Genomic DNA, 25,405 nt, shown 5'->3' with positions numbered 1-25,405 from the left:
TCATCCCGAGCGCAGCGAGGGATCTTTCGCACGTGACGCACGGGTGCGCCTGCATCGAAAGATCCCTCGCGATGCTCGGGATGACAGCGTGAGGTCACGTCTCGGCCAGGGCGGCTGTCTTGGCGGTGCCCGCGCCAGACGCCGCCGCCGCATCCAGTCCGGCCGCCACCGCCTCCTCGACGCGCTCGAGCCAGACGAACTCGAGCTGTCCGCGCGCCTCCTCCGGGATCTCCTCGAAGTCCTTGCGGTTGCGCGCCGGCAGCATGACCCGCTTGATGCCGGCGCGGTGCGCGGCGACGACCTTTTCCTTGATGCCGCCCACCGGCAGCACGAGGCCGCGCAGGCTGACCTCGCCGGTCATGGCGGTGTCGCTGCGCACGGTGCGATCGGTCATCAGCGAGGTGAGCGCCATGAACATGGCAACGCCGGCGCTGGGGCCGTCCTTGGGCGTCGCGCCCGCCGGCACGTGGATGTGGATGTCGGTCTTGGCAAAACTGCCGCCGTCGATGCCCAACTGCGCGGCCTGGTTCTTCACGATGCTGAGCGCCGCCTGCGCACTCTCCTTCATCACGTCGCCAAGCTGGCCGGTGAGGATCAGCCGGCCGCCGCCCGGCGTCCGCGTCGCCTCGATGAACAGGATGTCGCCGCCGACCGGCGTCCAGGCGAGACCGGTGGCCACGCCGGGCACGCTGGTGCGCATCGCCACCTCGTCCTCGAAACGCGGCGCACCGAGAATCGTCACGAGATCCTCGCGCCCGACGCGGATGGCCTCGCTCTGGCCCTCGGCAAACCGCACCGCGGCGTGGCGCAATGCCTTGCCGATCTCGCGCTCCAGGTTCCGCACGCCCGCTTCGCGCGTGTAGTGGTCGATGATGTCGCGGACCGCCTCGTCGGTGATCTCGACCTGGCCCGATTGCAGGCCGTTGGCCTCCATCTGACGGCGCACCAGGTAGCGGCGGGCGATCTGCAGCTTCTCGTCGGCCGTATAGCCGGCGAGGCTGATGATCTCCATGCGATCGCGCAGCGGACCCGGGATCGTGTCCAGCATGTTGGCCGTGGTGAGAAAGACCACCCGGCTCAAATCGAACGGCACGCCCAGATAGTTGTCGCGGAACGTGCCGTTCTGCTCGGGGTCGAGCACCTCCAGCATCGCCGCGCTGGGATCACCCTGGATGCCGGATCCCATCTTGTCGATCTCGTCCAGCATCATCACGCAGTTGCGCGTGCCCGCCTTGCGGATCGCCTGGATGATGTTGCCGGGCAGCGCGCCGATATAGGTGCGACGGTGGCCGCGGATTTCCGCCTCGTCGTGCACGCCGCCCAGCGCAACACGCACGAACTTGCGGTTCATGGCCCGCGCGATCGACTGGCCCAGAGACGTCTTGCCGACGCCCGGCGGCCCGACAAAGCACAGGATGGGCGCCTTGCCCTGCGGCGCCAGCTTGCGCACGGCGAGAAACTCCACGATCCGCCGCTTGATCTTGTCGAGGCCGTAGTGGTCCTCGTCGAGGACCCGCCGCGCCTCGTTGATGTCGATGGGACTCTCGTCCGGCAGAGCCCACGGCAGCTCGATCAGCCAATCGAGATAGGTGCGGATCATGCCGTACTCGCCGGCGGCCTCCGGCATGCGCTGCAGGCGGCGCAGTTCCTTGCGCGCCTGGTCCTCGACCTCCTTCGGCATGCCCGCCTTGGCGATCGCCTGGCCCAGCTCGGCCATCTCGGCGTTCTTGCCCTCGTCGCCCTCGCCGAGCTCGCGCTGGATCGCCGCCATCTGCTCGCGCAGCAGCACCTCGCGCTGGCGTTCGTCGAGCGCCGCTTTGGTCTGCTGGCCGATCTTCTGCGACAGCCGCAGCACCTCGATGCGGTGCGCCAGGATCCGCGACACCTTCTCCATGCGCGCCGCGATGTCGAGGGTTTCGAGGATCTCCTGCTTTTCCGCCGGCTTGGTATCCATGTAGGCGACGGCGAAATCGGCCAGTGCCGACGGCTGCTCGATGGACTGCATGGCGGCCAGCAACTCGGCCGGCGCCTGCGGCAGCAGCTCGATCGATTCGACGGCCTGCGCCTTCAGATTGACGAAGCGGGCTTCGATCTCGGGCGTGCGGGTCTCCTGCTCGGGCAGGCGCACGACGCGGGCCACCAGGAACGGCCAGCCGTGCAGGAATTCCTGGATCTGGAAGCGCTGTTCGCCCTGGCACACCAGATGGTGCGTACCATCAGGCGCCGTGATGTAGCGCACGATGCTGGCGACGGTGCCGATCCGGTGCATATCGGCCGGCTCGGGATCATCCACCTCGGCGTCGCGCTGCATCAGGATGCCGACCTGGCTCTGCTCGCGCACGGCCTGTTGCGCCGCCATCACCGACTTGGGCCGGCCGACGGCGACCGGAAACACCAGGCCCGGAAACAGCACGGCATTGCGTACCGGCACGATGATCAGCGCATCGGGCGGCAGCGGGGCCACAGAGGACGCGCCCTTGGCCGATGTCTCCTCGGTCGGAGACAGCATCTGTGCACCGGTCATGGGCTTAAACTGCCTTCTGCAAGGTGATCAGCAGGCAGCCGTCGACCGTGGCGCGACGCACATCACTGTACCGCCCCGGCGGCAACGGCAGGCGGCGATAGAAACGTCCCTGCGGCAGTTCGAGCCGATGGATGGTCGCCGTGCGCAACGCCGGCGGCAGAACCCGCGTGCCGCCGATGACAAGATGGCCATCGTCCTCGATCACGGCCTCGGCCTGCTCAGCATCGACGCCCGGCAAGGCGACGAGAACCAGGACCTCGTGATCGGTTTCCAGAATATCGACGGGCGGCTGCCATGTCGGCACCTGCGCCATCGCGCCCACCGGGCGAAAGAGCTCCCGATGCATCCTGTCGGCACGTGCGATCATTTCGACCGCCTCCGACCACATCCAATCATGTACGGTCATCGGGCCTCACCATCCGTGTCAGACACGAATCTGAGGCGTCAACGGCCGTAATTCAACTCCCTCGTCGTTCCCGGGGACATTACTCCGCGGCTTGCAAGCTTGGCTGGTGGGCGACCGGGCGCGGTTGCAGGCGCGCGCACAGCCGGGCCGTCAGGATGCACAGCGCCGGCGTCACCGCGAAGACGCCGAAAAGCCAGCGCGCCGCGTTGGCCGTGCCCGTCACGCCACCCGGCTCGGTCAGGCCCGCGAGGTTGGCCACCATGCCGGCAAGCGCCGCACCCAGGGCGGTGGCAAAGAGCTGCACGGTCGTCAACGAGGCCGACGCCAGGTCCTGCTCATCGCGTGGCGCCACCTGCAGCACGCGGGTCAGCAGATGCGGCCAGCTCATGCCGACACCGAAACCGACGACAACCAGGCCGACGCAGATCGGCCCCAGGCGTGCCCAATCGGCGGCGCTGCCGGCCGGGATCAGGATCGACAGGACGACCATGCCGGCAAACGCCAGCAGCGGCGCCGCCTGGATCGCGCGGCCGACGCCGCCGCCCCGGGCACCCGAGCCGGTGATCGAGCCCAATGTCCAGCCCGCCGCCATCAGCGCCGCGAGATAACCCGCCACCAGCGGCGGCAGACCATGCAGCACCTGAAGGAACAGCGGCACGAAGATTTCGCTGCTGGTGACGGTGACGGCCAACAGCGACATCGTCGCATACAGCGCGCCCAGCGGCGCCGCGATCCGGAATGCGCCTTGCGGCAGCAGGCGCTGCCGGGCGCCGGCCTCGATCCAGATCAGCAGCGCCGTCAGGACGACCGCCGCGATGACGCCGGCGATACTCCAGGCGAGACCCGACATCACGCTGCCGGCCGACACCGCCAGCACGGCAGCCGTCAACAGGATCAGCTGCGCCCACGGCAGTGCCGCGCGCGCCGCGCCATCGACCGTGCGCCGGGGCAGCATGGCGCCGGCCAGTATCGCAAACAGAACGGTGACCGGGATCAGCGACCAGAACGCCGCGCGCCACGCATCGAGTTCGGCGAACACGCCGCCGAGTGCCGGTCCCACCAGGGTGGCCACGCCCCACATGCCCGACACCAGGGCCATCGCCCGCGGCCACAGCGTCTCGTCGAACAGCAGCCGGATCATGGCGTAGGACAGTGCCACCAGGAACCCGCCGCCGAAGCCTTGCACGAATCGGCCGACCAGCATGACCGGCATGGTCGGCGCCGCGGCGCAGATCAACGTGCCCAGGGCGAACAGCAGCGCGGCGATGATGTAGCTGCGACGCGGGCCTGTGCGCTGCAACAGCCTGGCGGACAGCGCCGAGCCGAGGATGGAGGCGACCACGAACAGCGTCGTATTCCAGGCGTAGTAGTCGAGCCCGCCGATATCCTTGACGACGGAGGGCAGGATGGTGGTGGCGAGGTACACGTTGATCGCATGCAACGCGACGCCGCCGGCCAGCGCCAGCGAGCGGATCGCGTTCTTGCCGCGGAGCAATGCGCCCCAATTGGGTTCGGCCCGGGTCACGGCGGTTTCCTGGTTCGATGATGATGGTTTTATATTCAAAGCATATCCTTTGAATATTTGCCTTAATATGTCAAGCGACATATTGGAAAATGCACAGGCGGGTCTCCGCCGGAGCGGATCCGAGACAGTGCGGAACCGAAACTGTAATATGTTGCTGATCGACAACTGGGTTGTCGTTCAGCCCATGGAGGTTCCGGTTCGATGAGCCGCGTCAAGGCCAAGGCACCGCGTCGGCGCAAGGCAGCGCCTGAGGATGACGCCGACGAGACAACCCTGACCGCCCGCGCCTATCGTCAGCTCGAGGAACTGATCGTCACCCTGCGCCTGCAGCCCGGTACGGTGCTATCGGAACAGACCCTGGCGCACAAGCTCGCGATCGGTCGCACGCCGATCCGCGAGGCCTTGCAGCGGCTGGCCCATGACGGCCTGGTCGTCATCATGCCGCGCCGCGGGGTGATGGTGTCGGAGATCAACATCCGCACGCAGCTGCGTCTGCTGGAAGTGCGCCGCGAGGTCGAGCGGCTGATCGCGCGCCTGGCGGCGGCGCGCGCCACGGCAGCCGAGCGGAGCGAATTCGCCGACATCGCCGACGGCATGATGGCCGCGGCGCGCACCGGCGACGACATCGCCTTCATGCGGCTGGACCAGCGCTTCAACGTGCTGAGCGCCGAGGCGGCGCGCAACGAGTTCGCCAGCCGCTCGATGGGCCTGATGCACGGCCTGTCGCGGCGCTTCTGGTACCAGCACTACAAGGAGGTCGCCGACCTGCCGCGCGCGGCGCGCCTGCATGCCGATGTCGCCACGGCGATCGAGCGCGGCGTCGAAGATGCCGCCGCCACCGCATCGGACCGCCTGATCGACTACATCGCGGAGTTCGCCCGCAAGACGCTCGACGACTGAGCGCCCGCGCTCCCAGGTCAGTCGAACTGTACGACGCTGCGGATGGTCTCGCCGCGGCGCAGGGCGGCGAAGCCCTCGTTGATGGCGTCAAGCCCGATACGGCGCGAAATCAGCTCATCCAGCAGCAGGTCGCCGTCGAGATAGGCACGGGCCAGGCGCGGAAAATCGCGGCGCGGGCGCGCCCCGCCGTAGCTGGAGCGGCGGATGCGCTTCTCCTGCATCAGGGCACCCCAGCGGAAGGCAACGTCTGTCGAGGCATCGACCTTGCCCAGCCAGATGATCTCGCCGCCCGGCCGCACCGCCTCGGCGGTGAGACGGAACGCGAGCGCGCTGCCCGCCGACTCGAGCACGACATCGGCCCCGCGGCCCTGCGTGGCCTCGCGCGCCACGGCAGCGGCGTCCTGGTGGCGGGCATTGACCACGGACGTGGCGCCCATGCGCCGGGCCAGCGCCAGCTTCGCATCGTCGAGATCGACCGCGATGATGGCACCGGCACCGGCCAGGCGTGCGCCCTGCACGGCCGACAGCCCGACGGCGCCGCAGCCGATCACCATGACGGTGTCGCCATAGGCAATGCGGGCGACATTGAGCGCCGCGCCGGCGCCGGTCATCACGCCGCAGCCGATCAGGCATGCGCGATCGAAAGGGAGCTCGGCCGGCATGACGATCGCCTGCTGATCGGACACGATGCAGTACTCGGCGAAGGCACCCAGGAACATCAGCTGCCCGACCTGCCGGCCGTCGGGCAGGCTGAAGCGGCTGGCGCCGTCGAACGCGACGGCCTGGGGGCCCAGCCGCAGATAGTCGGCGCACAGGATCGGCAGGTCGCGATCGCAATAGAAGCAGTGGCCGCAATGCGGATTCCACGACAGCACCACGTGATCGCCCGGCCGCACGCCGACCGCCGCCGAGCCCACGGCGGCGACCACGCCGGCCGCCTCGTGGCCCAGCACGATCGGCAACGGATAGGGCAGCGCGCCGTCGATCACCTCGAGGTCGGTATGGCACAGGCCGGCGGCGCGCACGCGCACCAGCACATCGGTCGGCCGCAGGTCGGGCAATCGCACGGTTTCGATCGACAGCGGTGAGCCGATGGCATGCAGCACCGCGGCGCGACACTCGAGCGGCATGGCGATCTCCCGGACGTTCAAGGTTTCAAGGCGGCCAGCGCCTTGTCCATGTCGGCTGACGTCATCAGCCACTCGTTGTCGAAGTTGGCGACCACGGCGCGCATGAAGGCCGGCGCCAGGCTGCGTGCGCGTTCGGGATCGCCCAGATGATCCACCAGCAAGGCCAGCGCCAGCTGGCCGGGCTCGGGCCCCTCGTAGCTCCACTCGAAACCGTTGCGGCTGAGCGCTGCGATCTCGACGCAGGTCGGCAACGGTCGGCCATCGACAGTCACCTTCACGCCATCGATGGTGCGATCGCCGGTATAGGTTTTCATCGCCGTCGTCCTCCCCAGCGCCCTAATGCGAGATGTCCCCCAGTGTGCGGCCCTTGGTCTCCTCGCCCAGCAGCAGCACGATCAGGGCCGCGATCAGGAAGGCGCCGGCGCCCATCGAAAAGACACCCGTCTGCCCCAACGCCGGCAGGATGACGCCGACGGCATAGGGGCCGATCAACGATCCTACCCGACCGATGGCCGAGGCGCAGCCGGCACCGGTGGCGCGGGCCCGCGTCGGATAGAGCTCGGGCGTGTAGGCATAGAGGACCGACCACATGCCGAACAGAAAGAACTGCATCGCCAGGCCGCAGGCGATCAGTTGGGTGAAGCTGCTCGCCGTGCCGTAGAAATAACAGAACACGGCACTGCCCACGAGCGTCAGCACGCATGTGCCCTTGCGGCCCCACGCCTCGACCAGCCACGCCGCGAAGAAGAAGCCCGGCACGCCCGCCAGCGAGATCAGCACCGTGTAGCTGATCGATTTGGTAACGGCGAAGCCGGCCTGCTGCAACAAGGCGCCCAGCCAGGTGGTGAGCCCGTAGTAGCCGAACAGGGCGAAGAACCAGAGACACCACAACATGACGGTGCGCCGGGCATATTGCGGTGCCCACAGATACGCGAAGGAAAAGCGTTGCTCCTGCCGCGACGTCGTCGCTGGCACGGCCGCGACCGGCGGCAGCGCGCGGCCCGATGCGCGCTCGACCCGGGCCTCCATCTCGGACGTGATGCGATCGGCTTGTGCCAGCTGCCCGTGATCGGCCAGCCAGCGCGGCGATTCCGGAACGGCCCGGCGAATGTAGAGCACATAGAGCGCCGGAATGGCCTCGACGATGAACAGGCCACGCCATCCCCACAACGGCAATATGACCAGGGACAGCAAGCCGGCGGCGATGAAGCCGAGCGGCCAGAAGCCCTCCAGCAGGGCCATGTAGCGCCCGCGTTTGGCCGCCGGGATGATTTCCGACACGATCGACTGCGCGACCGGAAACTCCATGCCCATGCCGAAGCCGACCAGCACCCGCGCCGCGGCCAAGGTCCAGACATCCGGAGCCAATCCGCACGCCAGGCTGCCCAGGCCCCAGAAAATCATGCTGACCTGGAACACGATGGCGCGACCGAAACGATCGGCGGCCATGCCGGCAAGGCTGGCGCCGAAGAACATGCCGATGAAGCTCATGCTGGAGAGCAGCCCGGCCTGCGCCGTGCTCAAGCCGAATTCGGTGCGGATCGAGCCGAGGACGAAGGTCAGGGTGCCCAGATCGATCGAATCGAAGAACCAGGCCGTCGCGATGATCAGGAACAAGGTGCGCTGATAGGACGTGAGCGGCAGCCGCTCGAGCCGGGCGGCAATCATCGCCGGCGATGCCGCCACCCCTGCCGGCGCGGTCGTCATGTCTCGTGGCGCCATATCGCCATCGATCGCCTTGACGCTCATGAGCATTTCTCCCGCTGGTATTAGTTTCTGACATATTAGTCGCACGTCAGCAGCATGGCAATCGGCGATCACGAGCCACGACCAGCGGCGGAAGCGAACCTATAGATGCTTGAAATCGCTGGCCTTTGGCTTCACCGTGAACCTGACTGCCGCGTTCGATTGCATTTGTGATAGACCATTGATATGTTAGTGCGCTCGAGCGATCCGAGGGAGGATGCCATGGAACTCGCTGCCAGTCCGATGAGCCAGCGCCAGCGCACCTATCGCGCCACCTATCGCGAGCGCGTCGCCGGCTGGTACCATGGCTGGCTGCACGTTCTGATCATCTACGTGATCGGCCTGACGGCGCTCTACATCTACATCGCCAACATGAATGGCGTGACGTGGCGCGAGCTGCTGGTCGTGCCGGCGACGTTCCTGCTCTGCAACTTCTTCGAGTGGTGGATCCACCGCTACGTCATGCATCGGCCGCTGGGCATCAAGGCGGCACGCGCGATCTACAACCGCCACACGCTGATGCACCACCAGTTCTTCACCGATGGCGAGATGCGCTTCGCCGATCACCGCGATTGGCGCGTCACCTTCTTCCCGCCCTATGCACTGGCGACCTTCATCCTGATGTCGATCCCGGCGGCGATCGCGCTCGGCTGGCTGTTCTCGCCCAACACCGGCTGGCTGTTCATCTCGACGACCACATCGATGTACCTGATCTACGAGTTCATGCATTTCTGCTGCCATGTCGGCGAGAACGCCTTCGTGCGCCACATGCCGTTCGTCAACACGATCCGCCGCCACCACGCTGCCCATCACAGCCAGTCGATCATGATGGAGCGCAACATGAACCTCACCTTCCCGGTCATGGACTGGCTGTTCGGCACATCCGATCTCAATCGCGGCCTGCTGGGCCACGTGTTCAACGGCTACAGCACGCGCTTCGTGAAACAGGACATGCGCCGCACGTCCCGCACGCCCGTTGGCGGCCAACCACAACCTGCCGAGTGATCCGACGGAGGCGACAATGCCCTTACCGATCAAGCTGGCCCTGTCCGTGATCGTCCTGCTGGTCGCCGCCGCGGCCTACGTCTACCAGGACTCCCTCGGCATGGTCGGACCCAAGTACGCCGTAGCGTTCCTCGGCATCTTCATGGTGGCCGCCATGTGGGTCTTCCCGGAAGTCATGCGCCGGGAAACCAACGGCGGCAGCAAAGGCTAGGCTCCCGGGAGCGCGGGCAGCCTGCCCTGAGCTTGCCGAAGGGTCCCGCCCGCTCAAGGCCAACAGCAAAGTCTTGTCTGACATGAGCGGGCGAGACGCCCGCGCTCCCAGGTTCGCCGACGTGCCGATGGATATGTCGCATTCAAGACATTACACTGCCGGCCCGTTACGCCGAGTTCATGATCACCGTGCGGTTCACAGATAGCCTTCGCGCCGAACCCGTTGCCGTCATCGTCGCATGAGCGCCGGTTCCCGCCGCTCTGCCGCGCACGCCGTGGCGCCGGCTGCCCGTTATCGGCAGGTCAAGGACTTCATCGCCGGCAAGATCGCTGACGGCACGTGGAAGCCTGGCGACCGCGTGCCGTCCGAGCATGAGTTGGTCGCCGAATTCGGCATCGCGCGCATGACCGCCAACCGCGCGCTGCGCGAGCTGGCCGAACAGGGCAGAATCGTGCGCGTCACGGGCGTCGGCTCGTTCGTCGCCACCGAGAAGCCGCAGTCCACCTTGCTGCAGATCGCCAACATCGCCGACGAAATCCGCCAGCGCGGCCACGACTATCGCTGCGAGGTCCTGTCGAAGGCCCGCGTCGCGGCCAGCATGGAAAGCGCCAGCGCGCTCGACCTGCGCACCGGCGAGTCGGTCTATCACTCGCTCTGCGTACACTACGAGGACAACGTCCCCATCCAGCGCGAGGACCGCTACGTGAACCCGCGCATGGCGCCGAACTTCCTCCAGCAGGATTTCACCCGCCACCCGCCGGCCGAGTACCTGTTGCGCCACGTGCACTTCGACCAGATGGAACACGTGGTCGATGCCGTCCTGCCGACGCCCGAGGAGGCCACGCAGCTGCAGATGCCGGCCAGCCAGCCCTGCCTGCTGCTGACGCGCCGGACCTGGTCCCACGGCACGCCGGTGACGTTCGTGCGCTGCCTGCATCCGGGGCCGCGCTATCGCCTGGGCAGCCGCTTCCGCGCCGACGGCAGCATCCTGGTCGGATAGCCGCCAGCCCTCATCACGCGAAGCATTTTCATCTACGGTGTACCTGTTGCAAGGAGTTGTATAGGCATGTACAAGCAGGATAGATCGAGGGTCGCGATGAACATTTCCCGTCTGTTGCCGGCACTTCTTCTGGGCGTCGGTTTGGCGTCCGCCGCAAGCCCGACGGCCCTGGCCCAGGAGGCCTGGCCGACGCGGCCGGTGCGGTTCCTGGTGCCGTGGCCGGCTGGCGGCCTGAACGATCTGATCGCGCGCGCCTTCAACGAGAAGGTATCGCGGTCGCTGGGCCAGTCGGTCGTCACGGATTTCAAGGGCGGCGCCGCCGGCCGCATCGGGGTCACGGAAATCGCGCGGGCCAAGCCGGATGGCTACACCATCGGCATGGGCAATCTGGGGCCGCTGACGATCTTCCCGTCGCTCTACAGGCAGATGCCCTACAGCGTGAAGGATGACCTGATCCCGATCACGATGTTCGCCGCCTCGCCGCTGGTGCTGGTGGTTACCGGCGACTCGCCGATCAAGAGCGCGCACGAACTGGTCGCCGCCGCCCAGGCCAAACCCGGAGTCCTGAACTTCGCCTCCGTCGGGCTCGGCAGTCCGGCGCACCTGACGTTCGAGCTGCTGAAGAAGCGCACCGGCATCAACGTGGTGCACGTTCCCTACAAGGGCACCAACGAGTCGCTGCCGGCCATGTTCGCCGGCGACATCCAGACCACGTTCGACACGCTGCCCAGCCTGCTGCCGCACATCAACGGCGGCCGGTTGCGCGCCCTGGCCGTGACCACGCCGCAACGCGTGCCGCAGCTGCCCGACGTGCCGACGCTGAAGGAGCTGTCGCTGGCCGATACCGAGGTGGCGTCGTGGTATGCGCTGATCGCGCCGGCCGGCACGCCGCAGCCGATCGTCGAGCGGCTCTACAAGGAATACACCGCCGCCGCCCAGCTGCCCGAGATCCAGAAGCTGCTGGCCGACCAGGGGCTGATCTATCTGCCCAACACCATGGCGCAGTTCCAGGCCCGCATCGCCGACGAGACCGCCCGCTGGGCCCAGGTGATCAAGGACAACAAGCTGGAGGTGGAGCAATGAACGCACCGCTGACGCGCGCTGACGAGAGGTACGAGCCGATCACGGATCGATCGGCCTGGCTGCATGCCGACATGGTGTCGGGCGAGGACTGGTTGTTCCGGTTCACGCCCGCGGAGCTGGAAGAGCTCGACACGGCGATCGCCGCCAATGCCGGACGCGCCGTGACGGACATCACGCCGGCGTCGTTTGCCATGCCCACGCTGTCCGACCGGCTGCGCCGCATCGCCGATGAGGTCGACACCGGACGCGGCATGGCGCTGCTGCGCGGCTTTCCGGCGGAGCGTTACACCGAAGCCCAGTGCGCGACGGCGCTGGTCGGCATCGGCGCGCATTTCGGGCGACTGATCTCGCAGAACATGTACGGCGAGATGATCTGCAGCGTGCGCAGCACGGGCCGCAAGCTGGGCGAGCCTGGTGTGCGCGGCTACGATACCGACTCCGAGCTGCGCTACCACAACGACGAATGCGACATCATTGGGCTGATGTGCCTGCAGCCGGCGCAAAGCGGCGGCCTGTCGTCGATGGTGAGCTCGGCCAGCATCTTCAACGCCATGCTGCGCGATTGCCCGCAACACCTGGAGATCCTGTTCCGCGGCTACATCTTCTCGCTGATGGGCGAGGAGCGGCCGGGTGTCGGGCCGGTGTCGGACCACCTCATCCCGGTCTTCTCGCGGCACCTGGGCAAGATCTCCTGCCGCTACACGCTCAACACCATCTACCAGGCCAACCGCACGACCGGCGTACCGCTGACGGCGCCGGAACAGGCGGCGCTCGACGCCGTCCTGGAAGTCGCCAAGCGGCCCGAGATGCGCATCGACTTCCAGCTCGACAAGGGCGACATCCAGTTCGCCAACAACCTCTCGACATTGCACGCCCGCACGGCCTTCGTGGACTACGAAGATCCCAAGCAATGGCGTCACCTGCACCGCGTGTGGCTGGCCTCGCATCATCCCCGGCCGCTGGCGCCTGCCTTCGAGGAGCGGTTCAACGACGGCTGGTCGTTCCGCAAGGGCATTCCCGTGAGCCGCAGCCGATAGGCGGCGGGGCCAACGCGCCGGCAACAGGAGGAACACGTGATCGCCGAAAGGACTCTTGAGCTGGTGCCGGGCGCGGTCACGCTGGCAGACCTGCGCACCGTCGCCCGCGGCGGCGTGCGCCTGGGATTGTCGGCCGACGCACGGCGCGAACTGCAGGCGGCGCAGGCCGTGGTGCAGCAGATCGTGGACAGCGGCCGCGTCGCCTATGGCATCAACACCGGCTTCGGCAAGCTGGCGCAGACCACCATCCCGGCCGAGAGCCTGGCCGAACTGCAGCGCAATCTCGTGCTGTCGCACAGCGTCGGCACCGGCGCGCCGCTGCCGGCAGCCGTGGTGCGCCTCGTGTTGGCGACCAAGGCCGTCAGCCTGGCGCGCGGCCATTCCGGCGTGCGGCCGGCCATCGTCGATGCGCTGCTGGCGCTCTTCAACGCCGGGCTGCTGCCGCGCATTCCCAGCAAGGGCTCGGTGGGTGCGTCGGGTGACCTCGCGCCGCTGGCGCATCTCGCCTGCGTGCTGATCGGCGAGGGCGAGGTCACGACAGCGGACGGCGCGGTGATACCAGGCGCCGATGCGCTGGCGCGCATCGGGCTCTCGCCGTTCGTGCTCGGCCCCAAGGAAGGCCTGGCGCTGATCAACGGCACGCAGGTCTCGACAGCGCTGGCGCTCGCGGGCCTGTTCGGCGCCGAGGACGTGTTCGCCGCCGGACTGATGGCCGGCGCGCTGTCGCTGGAAGCGATCCAGGGCTCGATCAAGCCGCTCGACGCCCGCATCCATGCCGCGCGCGGCCAGTCGGGCCAGATCGCCGTGGCCGGAGCGCTGCGCACCCTGCTCGAGGGCAGCGAGATCGTGCTGTCACATGAGCACTGCGGGCGCGTGCAGGATCCCTACTCGATCCGCTGCGTGCCGCAGGTGATGGGCGCCTGCCTCGACAATCTTGCCCATGCCGCCCGCGTGCTGACCACCGAGGCCAACGCCGCCTCCGACAATCCGCTGGTGTTCGCGGAGAACGGCGACGTGATCTCCGGCGGCAACTTCCACGCCGAGCCGGTGGCCTTCGCCGCCGACATCATCGCACTGGCGATCAGCGAGATCGGCGCCATCGCCGAGCGCCGCCTGGCGCTGCTGCTCGATTCGAGCCTGTCCGGCCTGCCGCCCTTCCTGGTGCGCGACAGCGGGCTGAATTCCGGCTTCATGATCGCGCAGGTCACGGCCGCGGCGCTGGCCTCGGAGAACAAGTCGCTGGCCCATCCCGCCAGCGTCGACAGCCTGCCGACCTCGGCGAACCAGGAGGACCATGTCTCGATGGCCACCTTCGCCGGCCGGCGCCTGCTCGAGATGGTCGACAATACGGCCGTGGTGGTGGGCATCGAGGCCATGGCGGCCACGCAGGGTATCGAACTCAAGCGCGGCCCCCGCAGCTCGGCGCTGGTCGAGGCGGAGTTCGCCGCCATCCGCCAGCGCGTCGCCTTCGTTGAACGCGATCGGTTCCTGGCGCCCGATGTCGAGGCCATGCGCCTGTGGGCCCGGCGCGATGGCTGGCCAACACCGCTGGCCCGCATTCTTCCCAGTACCTATGCTCAAACGTGAGTTTCGACCGTCATCCCGAGCGTAGCGAGGGACGACACCTGTATCTGTGACCCGTGACTCCAGGTATGCGTCACGCGTTGTGAACGGTATCCTCTCCGGCAAGGAGTTCGTCATGACCGCATCTGATTCACGCGCCTTGCGCAACGACCCACGGCATGATCCGACCCGGGTGATCCGGGCGCCGCGCGGCAACACGCTCACCTGCAAGAGCTGGCTCAGCGAAGCCGCCTTCCGGATGATCCAGAACAACCTCGATCCCGAGGTCGCCGAGAACCCGCAGGAGCTCGTGGTGTACGGCGGCATCGGCCGCGCGGCGCGCGACTGGGCTTCTTTCGACCGCATCCTGGGCGCCCTGAAGGAACTGGAAGACGACGAGACCTTGCTGGTGCAGTCGGGCAAGCCCGTCGGCGTGTTCAAGACCCACGCCGACGCGCCGCGGGTGCTGATCGCGAACTCCAACCTGGTGCCGAAATGGGCGACGTGGGAGCACTTCGCCGAACTCGATCGCCAGGGCCTGATGATGTACGGCCAGATGACCGCGGGCAGCTGGATCTACATCGGCAGCCAGGGCATCGTGCAGGGCACCTACGAGACCTTCGTCGAGGCCGGCCGCCAGCACTACAACGGCGATCTCGCCGGCCGCTGGATCCTGACGTCGGGCCTGGGCGGCATGGGCGGCGCGCAGCCGCTGGCGGCAGCGTTGGCGGGCGCTGCTTCGCTCACCATCGAGTGCCAGCAGTCGAGCATCGATTTCCGCCTGCGCACCCGCTACGTCGACCGCCAGGCGCGCGACCTCGACGAGGCGCTTGCCCTCATCCAGCAGCACGTGGCGGCGAAGAAGGCCGTTTCCATCGCCCTGCAGGGCAATGCGGCCGAACTGCTGCCCGAACTCGTGCGACGCGCCAAGGCCGGCGGTATCCGGCCCGATCTCGTCACCGACCAGACCTCGGCGCACGACATGATCAACGGCTACCTGCCCGCCGGCTGGAGCGTCGACCAATGGCGCGCTGCGGCGGCAAACCCGGAGCAGCACGCACGTCTGAAGGCGGCCGCCGTCGAGTCCTGCACCCAGCACGTGAAGGCCCTGCTCGACTTCCAGGCCATGGGCATTCCCGTCGTCGACTACGGCAACAACATTCGCCAGGTTGCCTTCGATGCCGGCGTCGCCAACGCGTTTGACTTCCCGGGCTTCGTGCCGGCCTACATCCGGCCGCTGTTCTGCGAAGGCAAGGGGCCGTTCCGCTGGGTGGCGCTGTCGGGTGATCCAGAGGACATCTACAAGACGGACGCCAAGCTCAAGGAACTGTTCCCCCAGAACACGCACATGCACCGCTGGCTCGACATGGCGCGCGAGCGCATCGCCTTCCAGGGCCTGCCGGCGCGCATCTGCTGGCTGGGCCTGGGCGAGCGCCACAAGGCCGGCCTCGCCTTCAACGACATGGTCCGGTCGGGCGAACTCAAGGCCCCTGTTGTGATCGGCCGCGACCATCTGGACACCGGCTCGGTGGCCAGCCCCAACCGCGAGACCGAGGCCATGAAGGACGGCACCGATGCCGTCTCCGACTGGCCGCTGCTGAATGCGCTGCTCAATGCTTCCGGCGGCGCCACCTGGGTCAGCCTGCATCATGGCGGCGGCGTCGGCATGGGCTATTCGCAGCATGCCGGCATGGTGATCGTCTGTGACGGCACCGACGCCGCGGCGGCGCGCCTCGAGCGCGTGCTGTTCAACGATCCCGCCAGCGGGGTGATGCGGCACGCCGATGCCGGCTATGATGCGGCGATCGCGGCCGCCAAACGGCATAACCTCAAGCTGCCGAGGCTGGGCAACACCGTGACATGACACGCTTCTCGCTCGACACCGTACCCGCCACGCCGTGGAAGAACGGCGGCGGCACGACGCGCGAGATCGCGAGTTGGCCGCCCGGTGCCGGGCTCGACGACTTCCAGTGGCGCATCAGCGTGGCGACCATCGGTGCCAGCGGTCCGTTCTCGCGCTTTGCCGGTATCGATCGCACCATCATGCTGATCGACGGTGACGGCGTGCATCTGCGCGCGCCTGACGGCTCGATCGATCACCGCCTCGACGTGCCGCTGGCACCGTTCGCGTTCTCGGGCGACACACCGCTGGACTGCACGTTGCTGGGCGGCACGTCGCAAGACATCAACGTCATGACGCGACATGGCGCGCTCCAGGCCCAGGTGCACGTCATGCGCCGGCCGCACACACTGGATCGCTGCGCGCACGGCCTGCTGCTCGCCCTGCGCGGCAGCTGGGTTGTGCGCCTGCGCCCGGGAGACGATGATGCGGTGCGTCTGGAGGCACACCAGGGACTGTGGTGGGCCGAGCAGCCGTGCACGGCCCACATCGAACCGGCCAGCGACGACGCAGTGCTGGTGGCCGTGTCGATAGAAACGGGAGCGACAGTGTCATGACCGCAACGCAGCGCCCTTCCGCCGACGGCCTATGGCGCGGGCTGCGGCTGGCAAGCGAGCCGGCCGACGCTGCGATCGCCGTGCAGGATGGCCGCATCGCCTGGGTCGGCCCGGCGGCGCAGGTACCCGCGGCGTTCACGCAGGGACCGCAGCACGACGGTGGCGGCGCGCTGGTGACACCAGGTCTGGTCGACTGCCATACCCATCTGGTCTATGGCGGCCAGCGCGCCAACGAATTCGCCATGCGGCTGGCCGGCGCCAGCTACGAAGAGGTGGCGAAGGCCGGCGGCGGCATTGTCTCCAGTGTCCGCGCCACGCGCGCCGCCAGCGAAGACGAGCTGTTCGACAGCGCCTCGGTACGCCTGGCCAACCTGCTGGCCGAGGGCGTGTGCGCCATCGAGATCAAGTCGGGCTACGGCCTGGCGCTGGAGCACGAGCGCAAGCAGCTGCGCGTGGCGCGCCGGCTGGGCGCGGCGCATGGCGTCACCGTGCGCACGACGTTCCTGGGTGCCCACGCACTGCCGCCGGAATATGCCGGCCGCAGCGGCGATTACATCGACCTGGTGTGCCGCGAGATGCTGCCGGCGCTGGCGGCCGAAGGTCTGATCGACGCCGTCGACGTGTTCTGCGAGCGCATCGCCTTCTCGCTGGAAGAAACCGAACGCGTCTTCAAAGCCGCCCAAGCGCTGGGACTGCCGGTGAAGCTGCACGCCGAACAGCTGTCCGACATGGGCGGCACGGCGCTGGCAGCGCGCTACGGTGCCCTCTCCTGCGATCACCTCGAGCACCTCTCGCAAAGCGGCATCGATGCGATGCGCGCGTCGGGTACGATCGCCGTGCTGCTGCCGGGTGCGTACTATGCCCTGCGCGACACGCACCTGCCGCCGATCGACGCGCTGCGCGCTTCAGGCGTGCCGATCGCGGTCTCCACCGACCACAATCCCGGCACGTCGCCCGCGCTCAGCCTGCTGCTGATGATGAACATGGCCTGCACCCTGTTCCGGCTGACGGTGCCGGAGGTCCTGGCCGCGGTCACCACGCATGCGGCACGGGCGCTGGGCCTGCAGGACACCCACGGCGTCATCGCGCCGGGTGTGCCCGCCAACTTCGTGCTGTGGAACATCCAGGACATCGCGGAGCTGGCCTACTGGTTCGGGCAGCGGCCGGTGAAGACTGTTGTGCGGCAGGGAAGGATCGCGGCGTGAGCGCGGCGGGCGCGCTGGTCGCGCCGCATGCCCTGCTGCCCGGCGGCTGGTCGCGCAATGTCCTGCTGGCCTGGAACGACGCGGGTGTCCTGACGCGCGTCGCGGCGGACGCGGCGGCACTGGCCGGGACCGCCGTTGCCGGCGGCCCGGTAGTTCCGGGCATGCCCAACCTGCACTCGCACGCCTTCCAGCGCGCCTTTGCCGGCCTGACGGAGTATCGCGCCGAGCAGCAGGACAGCTTCTGGAGCTGGCGTACGCTGATGTACCGCTTCGCCGCGCGCCTGGCGCCGCAGCAGATGGAAGCGATCGCCAGCTGGCTGTACGCCGAGATGCTGGAGGGCGGCTACACCAGCGTCTGCGAGTTCCAGTACGTGCATCACCAGCCCGATGGCCGTCCCTATGCGGACGATGCCACGCTGAGTTTGGCGATGCTGCGTGCCGCGCAGCGCACCGGCATCGGCCTGACCCTGCTGCCGGTGCTCTACCAGGCCAGCGGCTTCGGCGGCACGCCGCCCGGCGACGGACAGCGTCGCTTCATCCGCTCGACCGACTCCATGCTGCGCCTGCTGGCGGCGCTGAAGCCGGCGTGCGACGCGCAGAACGCGCGCCTGGGCCTGGCGCCGCATTCGCTGCGCGCGGTGCCGCCCGATTCCCTGCGCGACGCACTGGCCGGCCTCGACGCCATCGATGCCACGGCGCCCATCCACATCCACATTGCCGAGCAGACCAAGGAAGTCGACGACTGCCTGGCCTGGAGCGGCCAGCGGCCGGTCGCCTGGCTGCTCGACCACGCGCCGGTCGACTCACGCTGGTGCCTGGTGCACGCCACGCACATGGACGCGACGGAGTACCGTGACGGCGCCACGAGCGGCGCCGTTGCCGGCCTGTGCCCCAGCACGGAAGCAAACCTCGGCGACGGCATTTTCGACTTCGGCGCATGGCATCGGCGCGGTGGCGCCTGGGGCGTCGGCTCCGACAGCCACGTCTGCGTCAACGCGGCCGAGGAACTGTTGCTGCTCGAGTACGGCCAGCGGCTTGCGACGCGCCAACGCAACATCGGCGCCCGTGACGGGCAGCCGCAGGTGGCCACGGCGCTGACCTTGGCTGCGGTCGCTGGTGGCGCGCAGGCCTCCGGTCGTGCGATCGGCGGCCTGGCCGTGGGTCAGCAGGCGGACTTCGTCGTGCTGGATCACCAGCACGTGGCGCTGCAGGGCTTGGGTGCGCCCGACATGCTCGCAGCCCATGTGTTTGCCAGCCACCGCGGCTCGGCCATCGATGCGGTCTGGGTTGCCGGCCGACAGCGCGTGGCAGCCGGCCGCCACCCCGACCGCGCGGCGCTAATCAGCGCTTTCGCCACGGCCCGCGCCGATCTCCTGAAGGACTGACGATGACGTTCCAGACCGAGGAACCGCCGTTCCGCTTTCGCGCCGGCACGCGGCCCCTGCTGATTTCGATGCCGCATGTCGGCACCTATGTGCCGCCGCGGCTGGCGGCGCGCTTCACCGATGCGGCGCGCCCGGTGCCGGACACCGACTGGCACCTCGAGCGCCTGTACGACTTCGCCGATGCGCTGGGTGCGTCGGTGCTGATCGCCACGCACTCGCGCTATGTGATCGACCTCAACCGGCCGCCTGACGGGACCAGCCTCTATCCGGGGCAGAGCGTTACCGGGCTGTGCCCGATCGACACGTTCGACGACGAGCCGATCTACGCTGCCGGCGACGTGCCCGGCGAGGCCGAGATCGACATCCGGCGCACGGCGATCTGGCATCCCTACCACCGGCAACTGGACGCGGAGCTGGCGCGCCTCACGTCCGTGCACGGCATCGCCGCGCTGTGGGATGCGCACTCGATCCGATCGGTGCTGCCCCGCTTCTTCGAGGGCAAGCTGCCTGATCTCAACCTCGGCACCGGCAAGGGCACCAGCTGCGATCCGGCACTGGCGCAGCAGCTGCTGGCCATCGCCCGGGAAGCCAAGGACTATACATCCGTGCTCAACGGCCGCTTCACGGGCGGCTACATCACGCGCCACCACGGTCGCCCGGCGCAGAACGTGCACGCCGTGCAGCTCGAAATGACGCAGAGCAGCTACATGCAGGAGGCGTTGCCGTTCGACTATCTGCCGGCTGTCGCCGCCGGCGTGCAGCCGGTGCTGCGGCGCTTCCTCGAAGCCGTGCTGGCCTTCGTCGAACGCCGCTAGCGACTCTGGGATATCCCTGTCATTCCGAGCGCAGCGAGGAATCTTTCAGCGGTGGATCGGCATCTGCACGATTGAAAGATTCCTCGCTGCGCTCGGAATGACAGAGCGCTCTTGTCTGCACCTCTTGCACAACGGCGTTTCGATCGCCATAGTATGGGCTCCTGCCAACCACTGAAAGGAGGTGATCCAGTGTCTCATTGTCACTATCGGCCTGTTTGCGCCCGGACCTGGATCGTCGTCGCTTCCGTTCAGGGAGTCGGCTGACCAGATTCTCGGTTCCCGGCGCCAACCGACGCCGTGACAATGGAAGGGTCGCTCCGCCAGGAGCGGCCCTTCTTGTTTTCCGATGAGCAGACTGTCATCCCGAGCGCCAGCGAGGGATCTTTCGCGAGGAGATCCCTCACTACACTCGGGATGACGGCCGCCTAGTTCCACGGCGTGCCGGCCACCTGCCGCACCGTAACGTTGAGCCGGTTCCAGATATTCGACTGGGCGATGGCGAGAACCAGCGCGGCGCGTGACGGCTCGTCGTAGTGCCGCACGATTTCGGCCCAGACGTCGTCCGGGATTCCCTCCATCCGCTCGCTCAGGCGGGTGACCGCCTCGGTCAGCGCCAACGCGGCGCGTTCAGCGTCGCTGAAATAAGGTGCGTCCCGCCAGGCGGCGACGGTGAAAATCCGGGTGTCGCGCTCGCCGACCTTCTTCAGGTCGCGAAAGCCGGCGTCGACGCAGACGCTGCAGCCGTTGATCTGGCTGGCGCGCAGGTGAATCAGCGCCAGGGTCGCGGGCGGGACGCCGGCCTTTTCAATGGCCTTGCCCAGGTCGAGCAAAGCCTGCAGCGCGCCCTCGAGGATCAACGCCGGGTTCTTCATCCGTGCTTCCATGATCGGTCTCCTTTGACGACTATGACGGCACCATCCCCGGGCGATGGTCACATCGCCCGGGCTTCGTTCGTCATGGCCCTGACGGAGCGCAGCGACACGGTGTGACCGATGGACGAAAAAAAGTGGCTGGCCGACCAGTTCGAAGCCAACCGCCCGCACCTGCGGGCGGTCGCGTACCGAATGCTGGGTTCGGTGAACGAGGCCGAGGACGCCGTCCAGGAGGGCTGGCTGCGGCTCAGTCGCGCCGGCGGGACGGGTATCGACAATCTCGGCGGGTGGCTGACCACCACCGTGGCGCGGGTGTGCCTGGACATGCTGCGCACGCGCCGATCGCGACGCGAGGAGCCGCTGGAGACCCCGGCGCCGGTAGCCGGCCCGGACATGAGGCCGAGCCCCGAGCACGAGGCGATGCTGGCGGACTCGGTGGGGCTGGCGCTGCTGGTCGTGCTGCAGACCCTGGCGCCGGCCGAGCGCGTGGCATTCGTGCTGCACGACATGTTCGATCTCTCGTTCGACGAGATCGCGCCGATCGTCGGCCGCTCGCCGACGGCGGCGCGCCAGCTGGCCAGCCGCGGGCGGCGCCGGGTACAGGGCCGGGCTACGGTTGCCGATCCGGACGTCGCGAGCCAGCGCAAGGTCGTCGATGCCTTCCTGGCCGCCACCCGCCGCGGCGATGTCGAGGCCCTCGTCGCATTGCTGGATCCCGACGTCGTGCTGCGCGCCGACGCCGCCGCCCTGCGGGCCGGCGCATCGCAGGAGGCACGCGGCGCCGCCGCCGTCGCGACGGCCCTGCTCGGACGGCGCGGCGCCCAGCCGGTGCTGGTGGACGGCGCCGTGGGGCTGTTCGTGGCTCCCGGCGGCCGACTGCGCGTCGTCCTGCGTCTGGTGATCCGGGATGGGCGCATCGCCGATATCGAGGCGATCGCCGACCCTGACAACCTGCGCAAAATCAACCTGGGCGTTCTTCCCAGTTGACCGCGTCGCCCATGATCGTCACAGCGGTGTCATGGAACGCGCCGACATGTGAGACAGAGACGATCGGGGCAAACATGGACTACTTCAGACGTTTTACATTCCTGTTCGCGGCACCGGCCTTCGACGCCGACGATCTGGAGGGCATCCGCTACAACCAGATCATCGCCGAGATCGAGCGGTCGGGCTTCGAGGTCGTGAAGGCACGCAAGATCGAGGATGCCGAGATCGCGGTCCGCACCGACGCCGCCATCGGCTGCATGGTGGTCGACTGGGGCAAGAAGGGCCTGGAAGGCAAGACCGCGGCGCTGATCAACCTGATGCGCCGCCGGGGCCTCGACTTCCCGATCATCCTGTTGATCCGCCGCAAACGCTTCGAGGACCTGCCGGTCGAGGTGCTCGATTTCATCGACGGCTACGTCTTCCTGTCCGAAGAGACACCAGCCTTCATCGCCAAGAACCTGATCAGCCGCCTGAAGCAGTACGCCGATACGCTGAAGACGCCGTTCTTCGGTGCCCTGGTCGACTATGCCGAGGAAGGCAACCAGCTATGGACCTGCCCGGGCCACAACGGCGGCGTGTTCTACAGCCGCAGCCCGATCGGCCGGGTGTTCATGGAGCATCTGGGCGAAGCGGTGTTCCGCGACGACCTCGACAACTCGGTGCTCGACCTCGGCGACCTCCTGACGCACGAGGGGCCGGCCCTGCAGGCGCAGAAGGAAGCCGCCCAGATCTTCGGCGCCGAGAAGACCTATTTTGTGCTCAACGGCACGTCGACGTCCAACAAGGTGGCGCTGGCGGCGCTGGTCACCGACGGTGACCTGGTGCTGTTCGATCGCAACAACCACAAGGCCGCCCATCACGGTGCGCTGCTGATCAGCGGCGGCATCCCGGTCTACGTGCCCACGGTGCGCAACGCCTGGGGGCTGATCGGGCCGATGGCGTGGGACGCCTTCGACGAAACGGCACTGCGCGAGCGCATCCGCAGCCATCCGCTGGTGAAGGATCCCGAGGCGTGGCGCAAACCGCGCCCGTTCCGCGTCGCCGTGATCGAGCAGTGCACCTACGACGGCACCATCCACAGCGCCGAGATGATCCTGCAGCGCATCGGCCACCTGTGCGACTATATCCTGTTCGACGAAGCCTGGGCCGGCTTCATGAAGTTCCATCCGCTCTACGCCGGGCGCTTCGCCATGGGGCTGAGCGAGCTGGGACCGGATGCGCCCGGTATCATCGCCACCCAGTCGACCCACAAGCAGTTGGCGAGCTTCTCGCAGGCCTCGCAGATCCACATCAAGGATCGCCACATCAAGGGCCAGAAGCGCCGGGTCGAGCACCGGCGCTTCAACGAGAGCTTCATGCAGCACGCCTCGACGTCGCCGTTCTACCCGCTGTTCGCCTCGCTGGATGTCGGCGCCCAGATGATGAAGGGCCGCTCGGGCGAGGTGCTGTGGGACGACACGATCCGGCTGGGCATCGAGCTGCGCAAGAAGATCCGCGCCATGCGCCGGGAATTCGAGGAGAAGGAACCGCGGCCCGAGCGACGCTGGTTCTTCGAGCCGTTCGTGCCCGAGCGCATCGCCATCCCCGATACGTCACGCGACGGCGTGGTGCACGAGGTCGCCTGGGAGACGGTGAGCACCGACCTGCTCGCCACCAATCCGTCCTACTGGCAGCTGTCGCCCGATCTCACCTGGCATGGCTTCCCCGGCACGGCGCCGGGCTTTGCCATGACCGATCCCAACAAGCTCACCCTGCTGACACCGGGTTTCACGCATGCTGGCGGCGGCTACGCCGAGCACGGCATCCCGGCCCCCGTGGTCGCGCAGTACCTGCGCGAAAACCGCATCGTGCCGGAGAAGAACGACCTCAACTCGCTGCTCTTCCTGCTGACGCCGGGCGTCGAGGCCAGCAAGGCCGGCACGCTGATCAGCGGCCTCGTCGCCTTCAAGCGGCTGCATGACGACAACGCGCTGCTGGAGGAGGCGATTCCGGAGTTCTATCGCCGGCGTCCGACACGTTATGACGGCGTGCGACTGCGCGACCTGTGCGCCGACATGCACCGTTTCTTCCGCGCCGCCGACGTGAGCGCGCTGCAGGCCAAGCAGTTCTCATCGGACCATCTGCCGGAGATCGCGCTGTCGCCGCACGACGCGGCGCGCGCCCTGGTGCGCAACGACGTCGACTACCTGCCGATCGACACCATCGCCGGCCGCATCGCCACCACGCCCTTCGTGGTCTATCCGCCCGGCATCGCCACGATCGTGCCCGGCGAGCGGCTCACCGAGCGGGCACAGCCGATGATCGACTACCTGCGCATGTTCGAGGCCTGCTTCAACACCTTCCCCGGCTTCGAGGTCGAGATCCAGGGCGTCTACCGCGAGGTCGGCGAACGCGGCCGCGTGCGGCTCTACACGTACGTGGTGAGCGAATAGAAAACCCTCTCCGCCCACGCAGTGGGGGGAGAGGGAGGGGCCCATCGCGTCAGCGATGGGAGGGTGAGGTGGGTATCGAGGCCAGTTGCGATCTCAACAGAGAGATCTCGTCTGATAGAGCACCCACCTCACCCTCCCGCGCTACGCGCGGGCCCCTCCCTCTCCCCCCGCTACGCGGGCGGAGAGGGGATCCTTACGCCTTCACTTGCTCGCCCCGCCACTCGATCTCGGCCTGGGCGTGGGCTGCAACCATCTGCTAGCCTTGTCCGAGTGCCTCGAGGGAGAGATCGCCATGACCGTCGTCGAGACCGAGCGCCACGGGCAGATCCTGGTGGTGCGCATGAACCGGCCGGATCGTCTTAACGCGCTGAACCACGAGATGCGCGGCAGGCTGGCCGAGGTGTGGACCGACTTCCGGCACGACGATCAACTGGAGGTCGCCATCTTCACCGGCGCCGGACGCGGCTTCTGCGCCGGCGAGGACATGAAGGAGTCGTTGAAGGACGGCGCGCCGGGTGGGCGTCGGCCCGACATCGAGGATCCCTTCATGTCAGGCACGCTCGAGAAACCCGTGATTGCCGCCGTCAACGGTTTCGCCATGGGTGGCGGCTTCATGCTGGTGGAGCGCACCGACCTGCGGGTTGCGGCACGCGGCGCGATCTTCGAGGTCTCGGAGGCCAAACGCTGGCTGCTGGGCGGCTACAACCACGGCCACATCGCCAACCTGCCCTATCCGATCGCCATGGAGATGGCGCTCGGCTATCGCTTCACCGCCGAGCGCTTCTACGAGATCGGCTTCCTCAATCGTTTGGTGGAACCCGATCAGCTCATGCCAACGGCGCTGTCGATGGCAGAGCATCTGCTGACCCTGCCGCCGGCGTCGCGCGTCAACACCGTGCACATGATGCGCCAGATGCGCCCCGCCCCGGGCGCCGACATGCAGAAGCTGGCGGCCGCGCTGCACGAGCACGGCGACAAGAGCGATCTCATGGAGTCGCGCGCGGCCTTCGCTGAAAAGCGCGCGCCGAAATTCAAGGGCTGGAAGGATCCGCAGGATCGCTATCGCCTGCCGACGCGCAACAAGCCGTAGTGGCGAACTGAGCCTGTCACCTTGAGCGTAGC

The 25,405-nt window shown here is 67.8% G+C and carries 22 protein-coding genes; 15 read left to right on the top strand and 7 right to left on the bottom strand.

Features of this window, described 5'->3' with window-relative positions; translation table 11 throughout:
• Positions 1–94: 94 nt before the first annotated feature.
• The 3 genes from lon to FQU96_RS39655 form a co-directional block, all read right to left on the bottom strand.
• Positions 95–2,509, bottom strand: coding sequence for an endopeptidase La (lon, locus tag FQU96_RS39665; RefSeq protein WP_178131108.1), 2,415 nt, complete (start codon positions 2,507–2,509; stop codon positions 95–97).
• A 19-nt stretch (positions 2,510–2,528) separates the two neighbouring features.
• Positions 2,529–2,930, bottom strand: a complete 402-nt coding sequence (locus tag FQU96_RS39660; RefSeq protein ID WP_255468850.1) for an Hsp20/alpha crystallin family protein — start codon at positions 2,928–2,930, stop codon at positions 2,529–2,531.
• 79 nt (positions 2,931–3,009) lie between these two features.
• Positions 3,010–4,455 (bottom strand): MFS transporter, encoded by a 1,446-nt coding sequence (locus FQU96_RS39655; protein WP_255468849.1) that lies wholly within the window; start codon positions 4,453–4,455, stop codon positions 3,010–3,012.
• A gap of 201 nt (positions 4,456–4,656) precedes the next feature.
• Here FQU96_RS39655 and FQU96_RS39650 point away from each other — a divergent pair, with 201 nt between their 5' ends.
• Complete coding sequence (locus FQU96_RS39650; RefSeq protein ID WP_146546961.1) at positions 4,657–5,355, top strand: GntR family transcriptional regulator; 699 nt, start codon at positions 4,657–4,659, stop codon at positions 5,353–5,355.
• A gap of 17 nt (positions 5,356–5,372) precedes the next feature.
• Here the strand turns inward: FQU96_RS39650 and FQU96_RS39645 are convergent, their stop codons facing one another.
• The 3 genes from FQU96_RS39645 to FQU96_RS39635 are packed head-to-tail and all read right to left on the bottom strand — an operon-like array spanning position 5,373 to position 8,234.
• A complete protein-coding gene (locus FQU96_RS39645) occupies positions 5,373–6,485 on the bottom strand; it encodes an alcohol dehydrogenase catalytic domain-containing protein (protein ID WP_146546960.1) in 1,113 nt (370 codons plus the stop codon).
• A 17-nt stretch (positions 6,486–6,502) separates the two neighbouring features.
• On the bottom strand, positions 6,503–6,799 hold the full coding sequence (locus FQU96_RS39640; protein ID WP_146546959.1) for a DUF6166 domain-containing protein: 297 nt from the start codon (positions 6,797–6,799) through the stop codon (positions 6,503–6,505).
• A gap of 22 nt (positions 6,800–6,821) precedes the next feature.
• Positions 6,822–8,234: an MFS transporter gene (locus FQU96_RS39635; RefSeq protein ID WP_146546958.1), complete on the bottom strand. Its 1,413-nt coding sequence runs from the start codon at positions 8,232–8,234 to the stop codon at positions 6,822–6,824.
• Between the two features lie 219 nt (positions 8,235–8,453).
• Between FQU96_RS39635 and FQU96_RS39630 the strand changes: the two genes are divergently transcribed.
• The 11 genes from FQU96_RS39630 to hutG all read left to right on the top strand — a co-directional run bounded on the left by FQU96_RS39630 (position 8,454) and on the right by hutG (position 19,992).
• The gene (locus tag FQU96_RS39630) at positions 8,454–9,236 is read left to right on the top strand and encodes a sterol desaturase family protein (protein WP_146546957.1); all 783 of its coding nucleotides are present in this window, start codon (positions 8,454–8,456) and stop codon (positions 9,234–9,236) included.
• A 16-nt stretch (positions 9,237–9,252) separates the two neighbouring features.
• Positions 9,253–9,447 carry a hypothetical protein gene (locus tag FQU96_RS39625; protein WP_146546956.1) on the top strand — a complete coding sequence of 65 codons (195 nt, stop codon included), beginning with the start codon at positions 9,253–9,255 and terminating at the stop codon, positions 9,445–9,447.
• Positions 9,448–9,685: 238 nt separating this feature from the next.
• Entirely contained in the window at positions 9,686–10,447 is a 762-nt protein-coding gene (hutC, locus tag FQU96_RS39620; RefSeq protein WP_146546955.1) for a histidine utilization repressor, read from the top strand.
• A gap of 96 nt (positions 10,448–10,543) precedes the next feature.
• Complete coding sequence (locus FQU96_RS39615; protein WP_146546954.1) at positions 10,544–11,530, top strand: tripartite tricarboxylate transporter substrate binding protein; 987 nt, start codon at positions 10,544–10,546, stop codon at positions 11,528–11,530.
• Positions 11,527–12,567, top strand: coding sequence for a TauD/TfdA family dioxygenase (locus FQU96_RS39610; RefSeq protein WP_146546953.1), 1,041 nt, complete (start codon positions 11,527–11,529; stop codon positions 12,565–12,567). Before FQU96_RS39615 ends, FQU96_RS39610 begins: the two co-directional genes overlap by 4 nt.
• Before the next feature lie 39 nt (positions 12,568–12,606).
• On the top strand, positions 12,607–14,154 hold the full coding sequence (gene hutH / locus FQU96_RS39605) for a histidine ammonia-lyase (protein ID WP_146546975.1): 1,548 nt from the start codon (positions 12,607–12,609) through the stop codon (positions 14,152–14,154).
• Positions 14,155–14,266: 112 nt separating this feature from the next.
• Entirely contained in the window at positions 14,267–15,994 is a 1,728-nt protein-coding gene (hutU, locus tag FQU96_RS39600) for a urocanate hydratase (protein ID WP_146546952.1), read from the top strand.
• On the top strand, positions 15,991–16,587 hold the full coding sequence (locus FQU96_RS39595; protein ID WP_146546951.1) for a HutD family protein: 597 nt from the start codon (positions 15,991–15,993) through the stop codon (positions 16,585–16,587). The genes hutU and FQU96_RS39595 overlap by 4 nt, the downstream gene beginning before the upstream one ends.
• Positions 16,584–17,792 (top strand): imidazolonepropionase, encoded by a 1,209-nt coding sequence (gene hutI, locus FQU96_RS39590; RefSeq protein WP_146546950.1) that lies wholly within the window; start codon positions 16,584–16,586, stop codon positions 17,790–17,792. Before FQU96_RS39595 ends, hutI begins: the two co-directional genes overlap by 4 nt.
• The gene (locus tag FQU96_RS39585; RefSeq protein ID WP_146546949.1) at positions 17,789–19,177 is read left to right on the top strand and encodes a formimidoylglutamate deiminase; all 1,389 of its coding nucleotides are present in this window, start codon (positions 17,789–17,791) and stop codon (positions 19,175–19,177) included. Before hutI ends, FQU96_RS39585 begins: the two co-directional genes overlap by 4 nt.
• Before the next feature lie 2 nt (positions 19,178–19,179).
• Positions 19,180–19,992 carry an N-formylglutamate deformylase gene (gene hutG / locus FQU96_RS39580; RefSeq protein WP_146546948.1) on the top strand — a complete coding sequence of 271 codons (813 nt, stop codon included), beginning with the start codon at positions 19,180–19,182 and terminating at the stop codon, positions 19,990–19,992.
• A gap of 425 nt (positions 19,993–20,417) precedes the next feature.
• On the opposite strand, the gene FQU96_RS39575 is transcribed toward hutG, so the two are convergent.
• Entirely contained in the window at positions 20,418–20,876 is a 459-nt protein-coding gene (locus tag FQU96_RS39575) for a carboxymuconolactone decarboxylase family protein (protein WP_146546947.1), read from the bottom strand.
• Between the two features lie 108 nt (positions 20,877–20,984).
• On the opposite strand from FQU96_RS39575, the gene FQU96_RS39570 reads away from it, so the two are divergent.
• The 3 genes from FQU96_RS39570 (at position 20,985) to FQU96_RS39560 (ending at position 25,373) form a co-directional block, all read left to right on the top strand.
• Complete coding sequence (locus FQU96_RS39570; protein ID WP_146546946.1) at positions 20,985–21,851, top strand: sigma-70 family RNA polymerase sigma factor; 867 nt, start codon at positions 20,985–20,987, stop codon at positions 21,849–21,851.
• A 74-nt stretch (positions 21,852–21,925) separates the two neighbouring features.
• Positions 21,926–24,283 (top strand): Orn/Lys/Arg decarboxylase N-terminal domain-containing protein, encoded by a 2,358-nt coding sequence (locus FQU96_RS39565; protein ID WP_146546945.1) that lies wholly within the window; start codon positions 21,926–21,928, stop codon positions 24,281–24,283.
• A 292-nt stretch (positions 24,284–24,575) separates the two neighbouring features.
• Entirely contained in the window at positions 24,576–25,373 is a 798-nt protein-coding gene (locus FQU96_RS39560; RefSeq protein WP_146546944.1) for an enoyl-CoA hydratase/isomerase family protein, read from the top strand.
• Positions 25,374–25,405: the final 32 nt, after the last annotated feature.

This window comes from Reyranella sp. CPCC 100927, from assembly GCF_007859315.1.
Classification (GTDB): Bacteria; Pseudomonadota; Alphaproteobacteria; order Reyranellales; family Reyranellaceae; genus Vineibacter.
Note: the sequence above shows the minus strand (reverse complement) of the source record. Positions and strands in the feature narration are given on the sequence as shown.

Bases quoted from the DNA above. Each gene is read 5' to 3' on its own strand.
- FQU96_RS39570 (WP_146546946.1), top strand. From the start codon at position 20,985: ATGGACGAAAAAAAGTGGCTGGCCGACCAGTTCGAAGCCAACCGCCCG.
- FQU96_RS39615 (WP_146546954.1), top strand. From the start codon at position 10,544: ATGAACATTTCCCGTCTGTTGCCGGCACTTCTTCTGGGCGTCGGTTTG.
- FQU96_RS39635 (WP_146546958.1), bottom strand. From the start codon at position 8,234: ATGAGCGTCAAGGCGATCGATGGCGATATGGCGCCACGAGACATGACG.
- hutG (WP_146546948.1), top strand. From the start codon at position 19,180: ATGACGTTCCAGACCGAGGAACCGCCGTTCCGCTTTCGCGCCGGCACG.
- FQU96_RS39560 (WP_146546944.1), top strand. From the start codon at position 24,576: ATGACCGTCGTCGAGACCGAGCGCCACGGGCAGATCCTGGTGGTGCGC.
- FQU96_RS39610 (WP_146546953.1), top strand. From the start codon at position 11,527: ATGAACGCACCGCTGACGCGCGCTGACGAGAGGTACGAGCCGATCACG.
- FQU96_RS39575 (WP_146546947.1), bottom strand. From the start codon at position 20,876: ATGGAAGCACGGATGAAGAACCCGGCGTTGATCCTCGAGGGCGCGCTG.
- FQU96_RS39660 (WP_255468850.1), bottom strand. From the start codon at position 2,930: ATGACCGTACATGATTGGATGTGGTCGGAGGCGGTCGAAATGATCGCA.
- hutU (WP_146546952.1), top strand. From the start codon at position 14,267: ATGACCGCATCTGATTCACGCGCCTTGCGCAACGACCCACGGCATGAT.
- FQU96_RS39565 (WP_146546945.1), top strand. From the start codon at position 21,926: ATGGACTACTTCAGACGTTTTACATTCCTGTTCGCGGCACCGGCCTTC.
- FQU96_RS39640 (WP_146546959.1), bottom strand. From the start codon at position 6,799: ATGAAAACCTATACCGGCGATCGCACCATCGATGGCGTGAAGGTGACT.
- FQU96_RS39630 (WP_146546957.1), top strand. From the start codon at position 8,454: ATGGAACTCGCTGCCAGTCCGATGAGCCAGCGCCAGCGCACCTATCGC.
- FQU96_RS39645 (WP_146546960.1), bottom strand. From the start codon at position 6,485: ATGCCGCTCGAGTGTCGCGCCGCGGTGCTGCATGCCATCGGCTCACCG.
- hutC (WP_146546955.1), top strand. From the start codon at position 9,686: ATGAGCGCCGGTTCCCGCCGCTCTGCCGCGCACGCCGTGGCGCCGGCT.
- lon (WP_178131108.1), bottom strand. From the start codon at position 2,509: ATGCTGTCTCCGACCGAGGAGACATCGGCCAAGGGCGCGTCCTCTGTG.
- FQU96_RS39650 (WP_146546961.1), top strand. From the start codon at position 4,657: ATGAGCCGCGTCAAGGCCAAGGCACCGCGTCGGCGCAAGGCAGCGCCT.
- FQU96_RS39595 (WP_146546951.1), top strand. From the start codon at position 15,991: ATGACACGCTTCTCGCTCGACACCGTACCCGCCACGCCGTGGAAGAAC.
- hutI (WP_146546950.1), top strand. From the start codon at position 16,584: ATGACCGCAACGCAGCGCCCTTCCGCCGACGGCCTATGGCGCGGGCTG.
- FQU96_RS39625 (WP_146546956.1), top strand. From the start codon at position 9,253: ATGCCCTTACCGATCAAGCTGGCCCTGTCCGTGATCGTCCTGCTGGTC.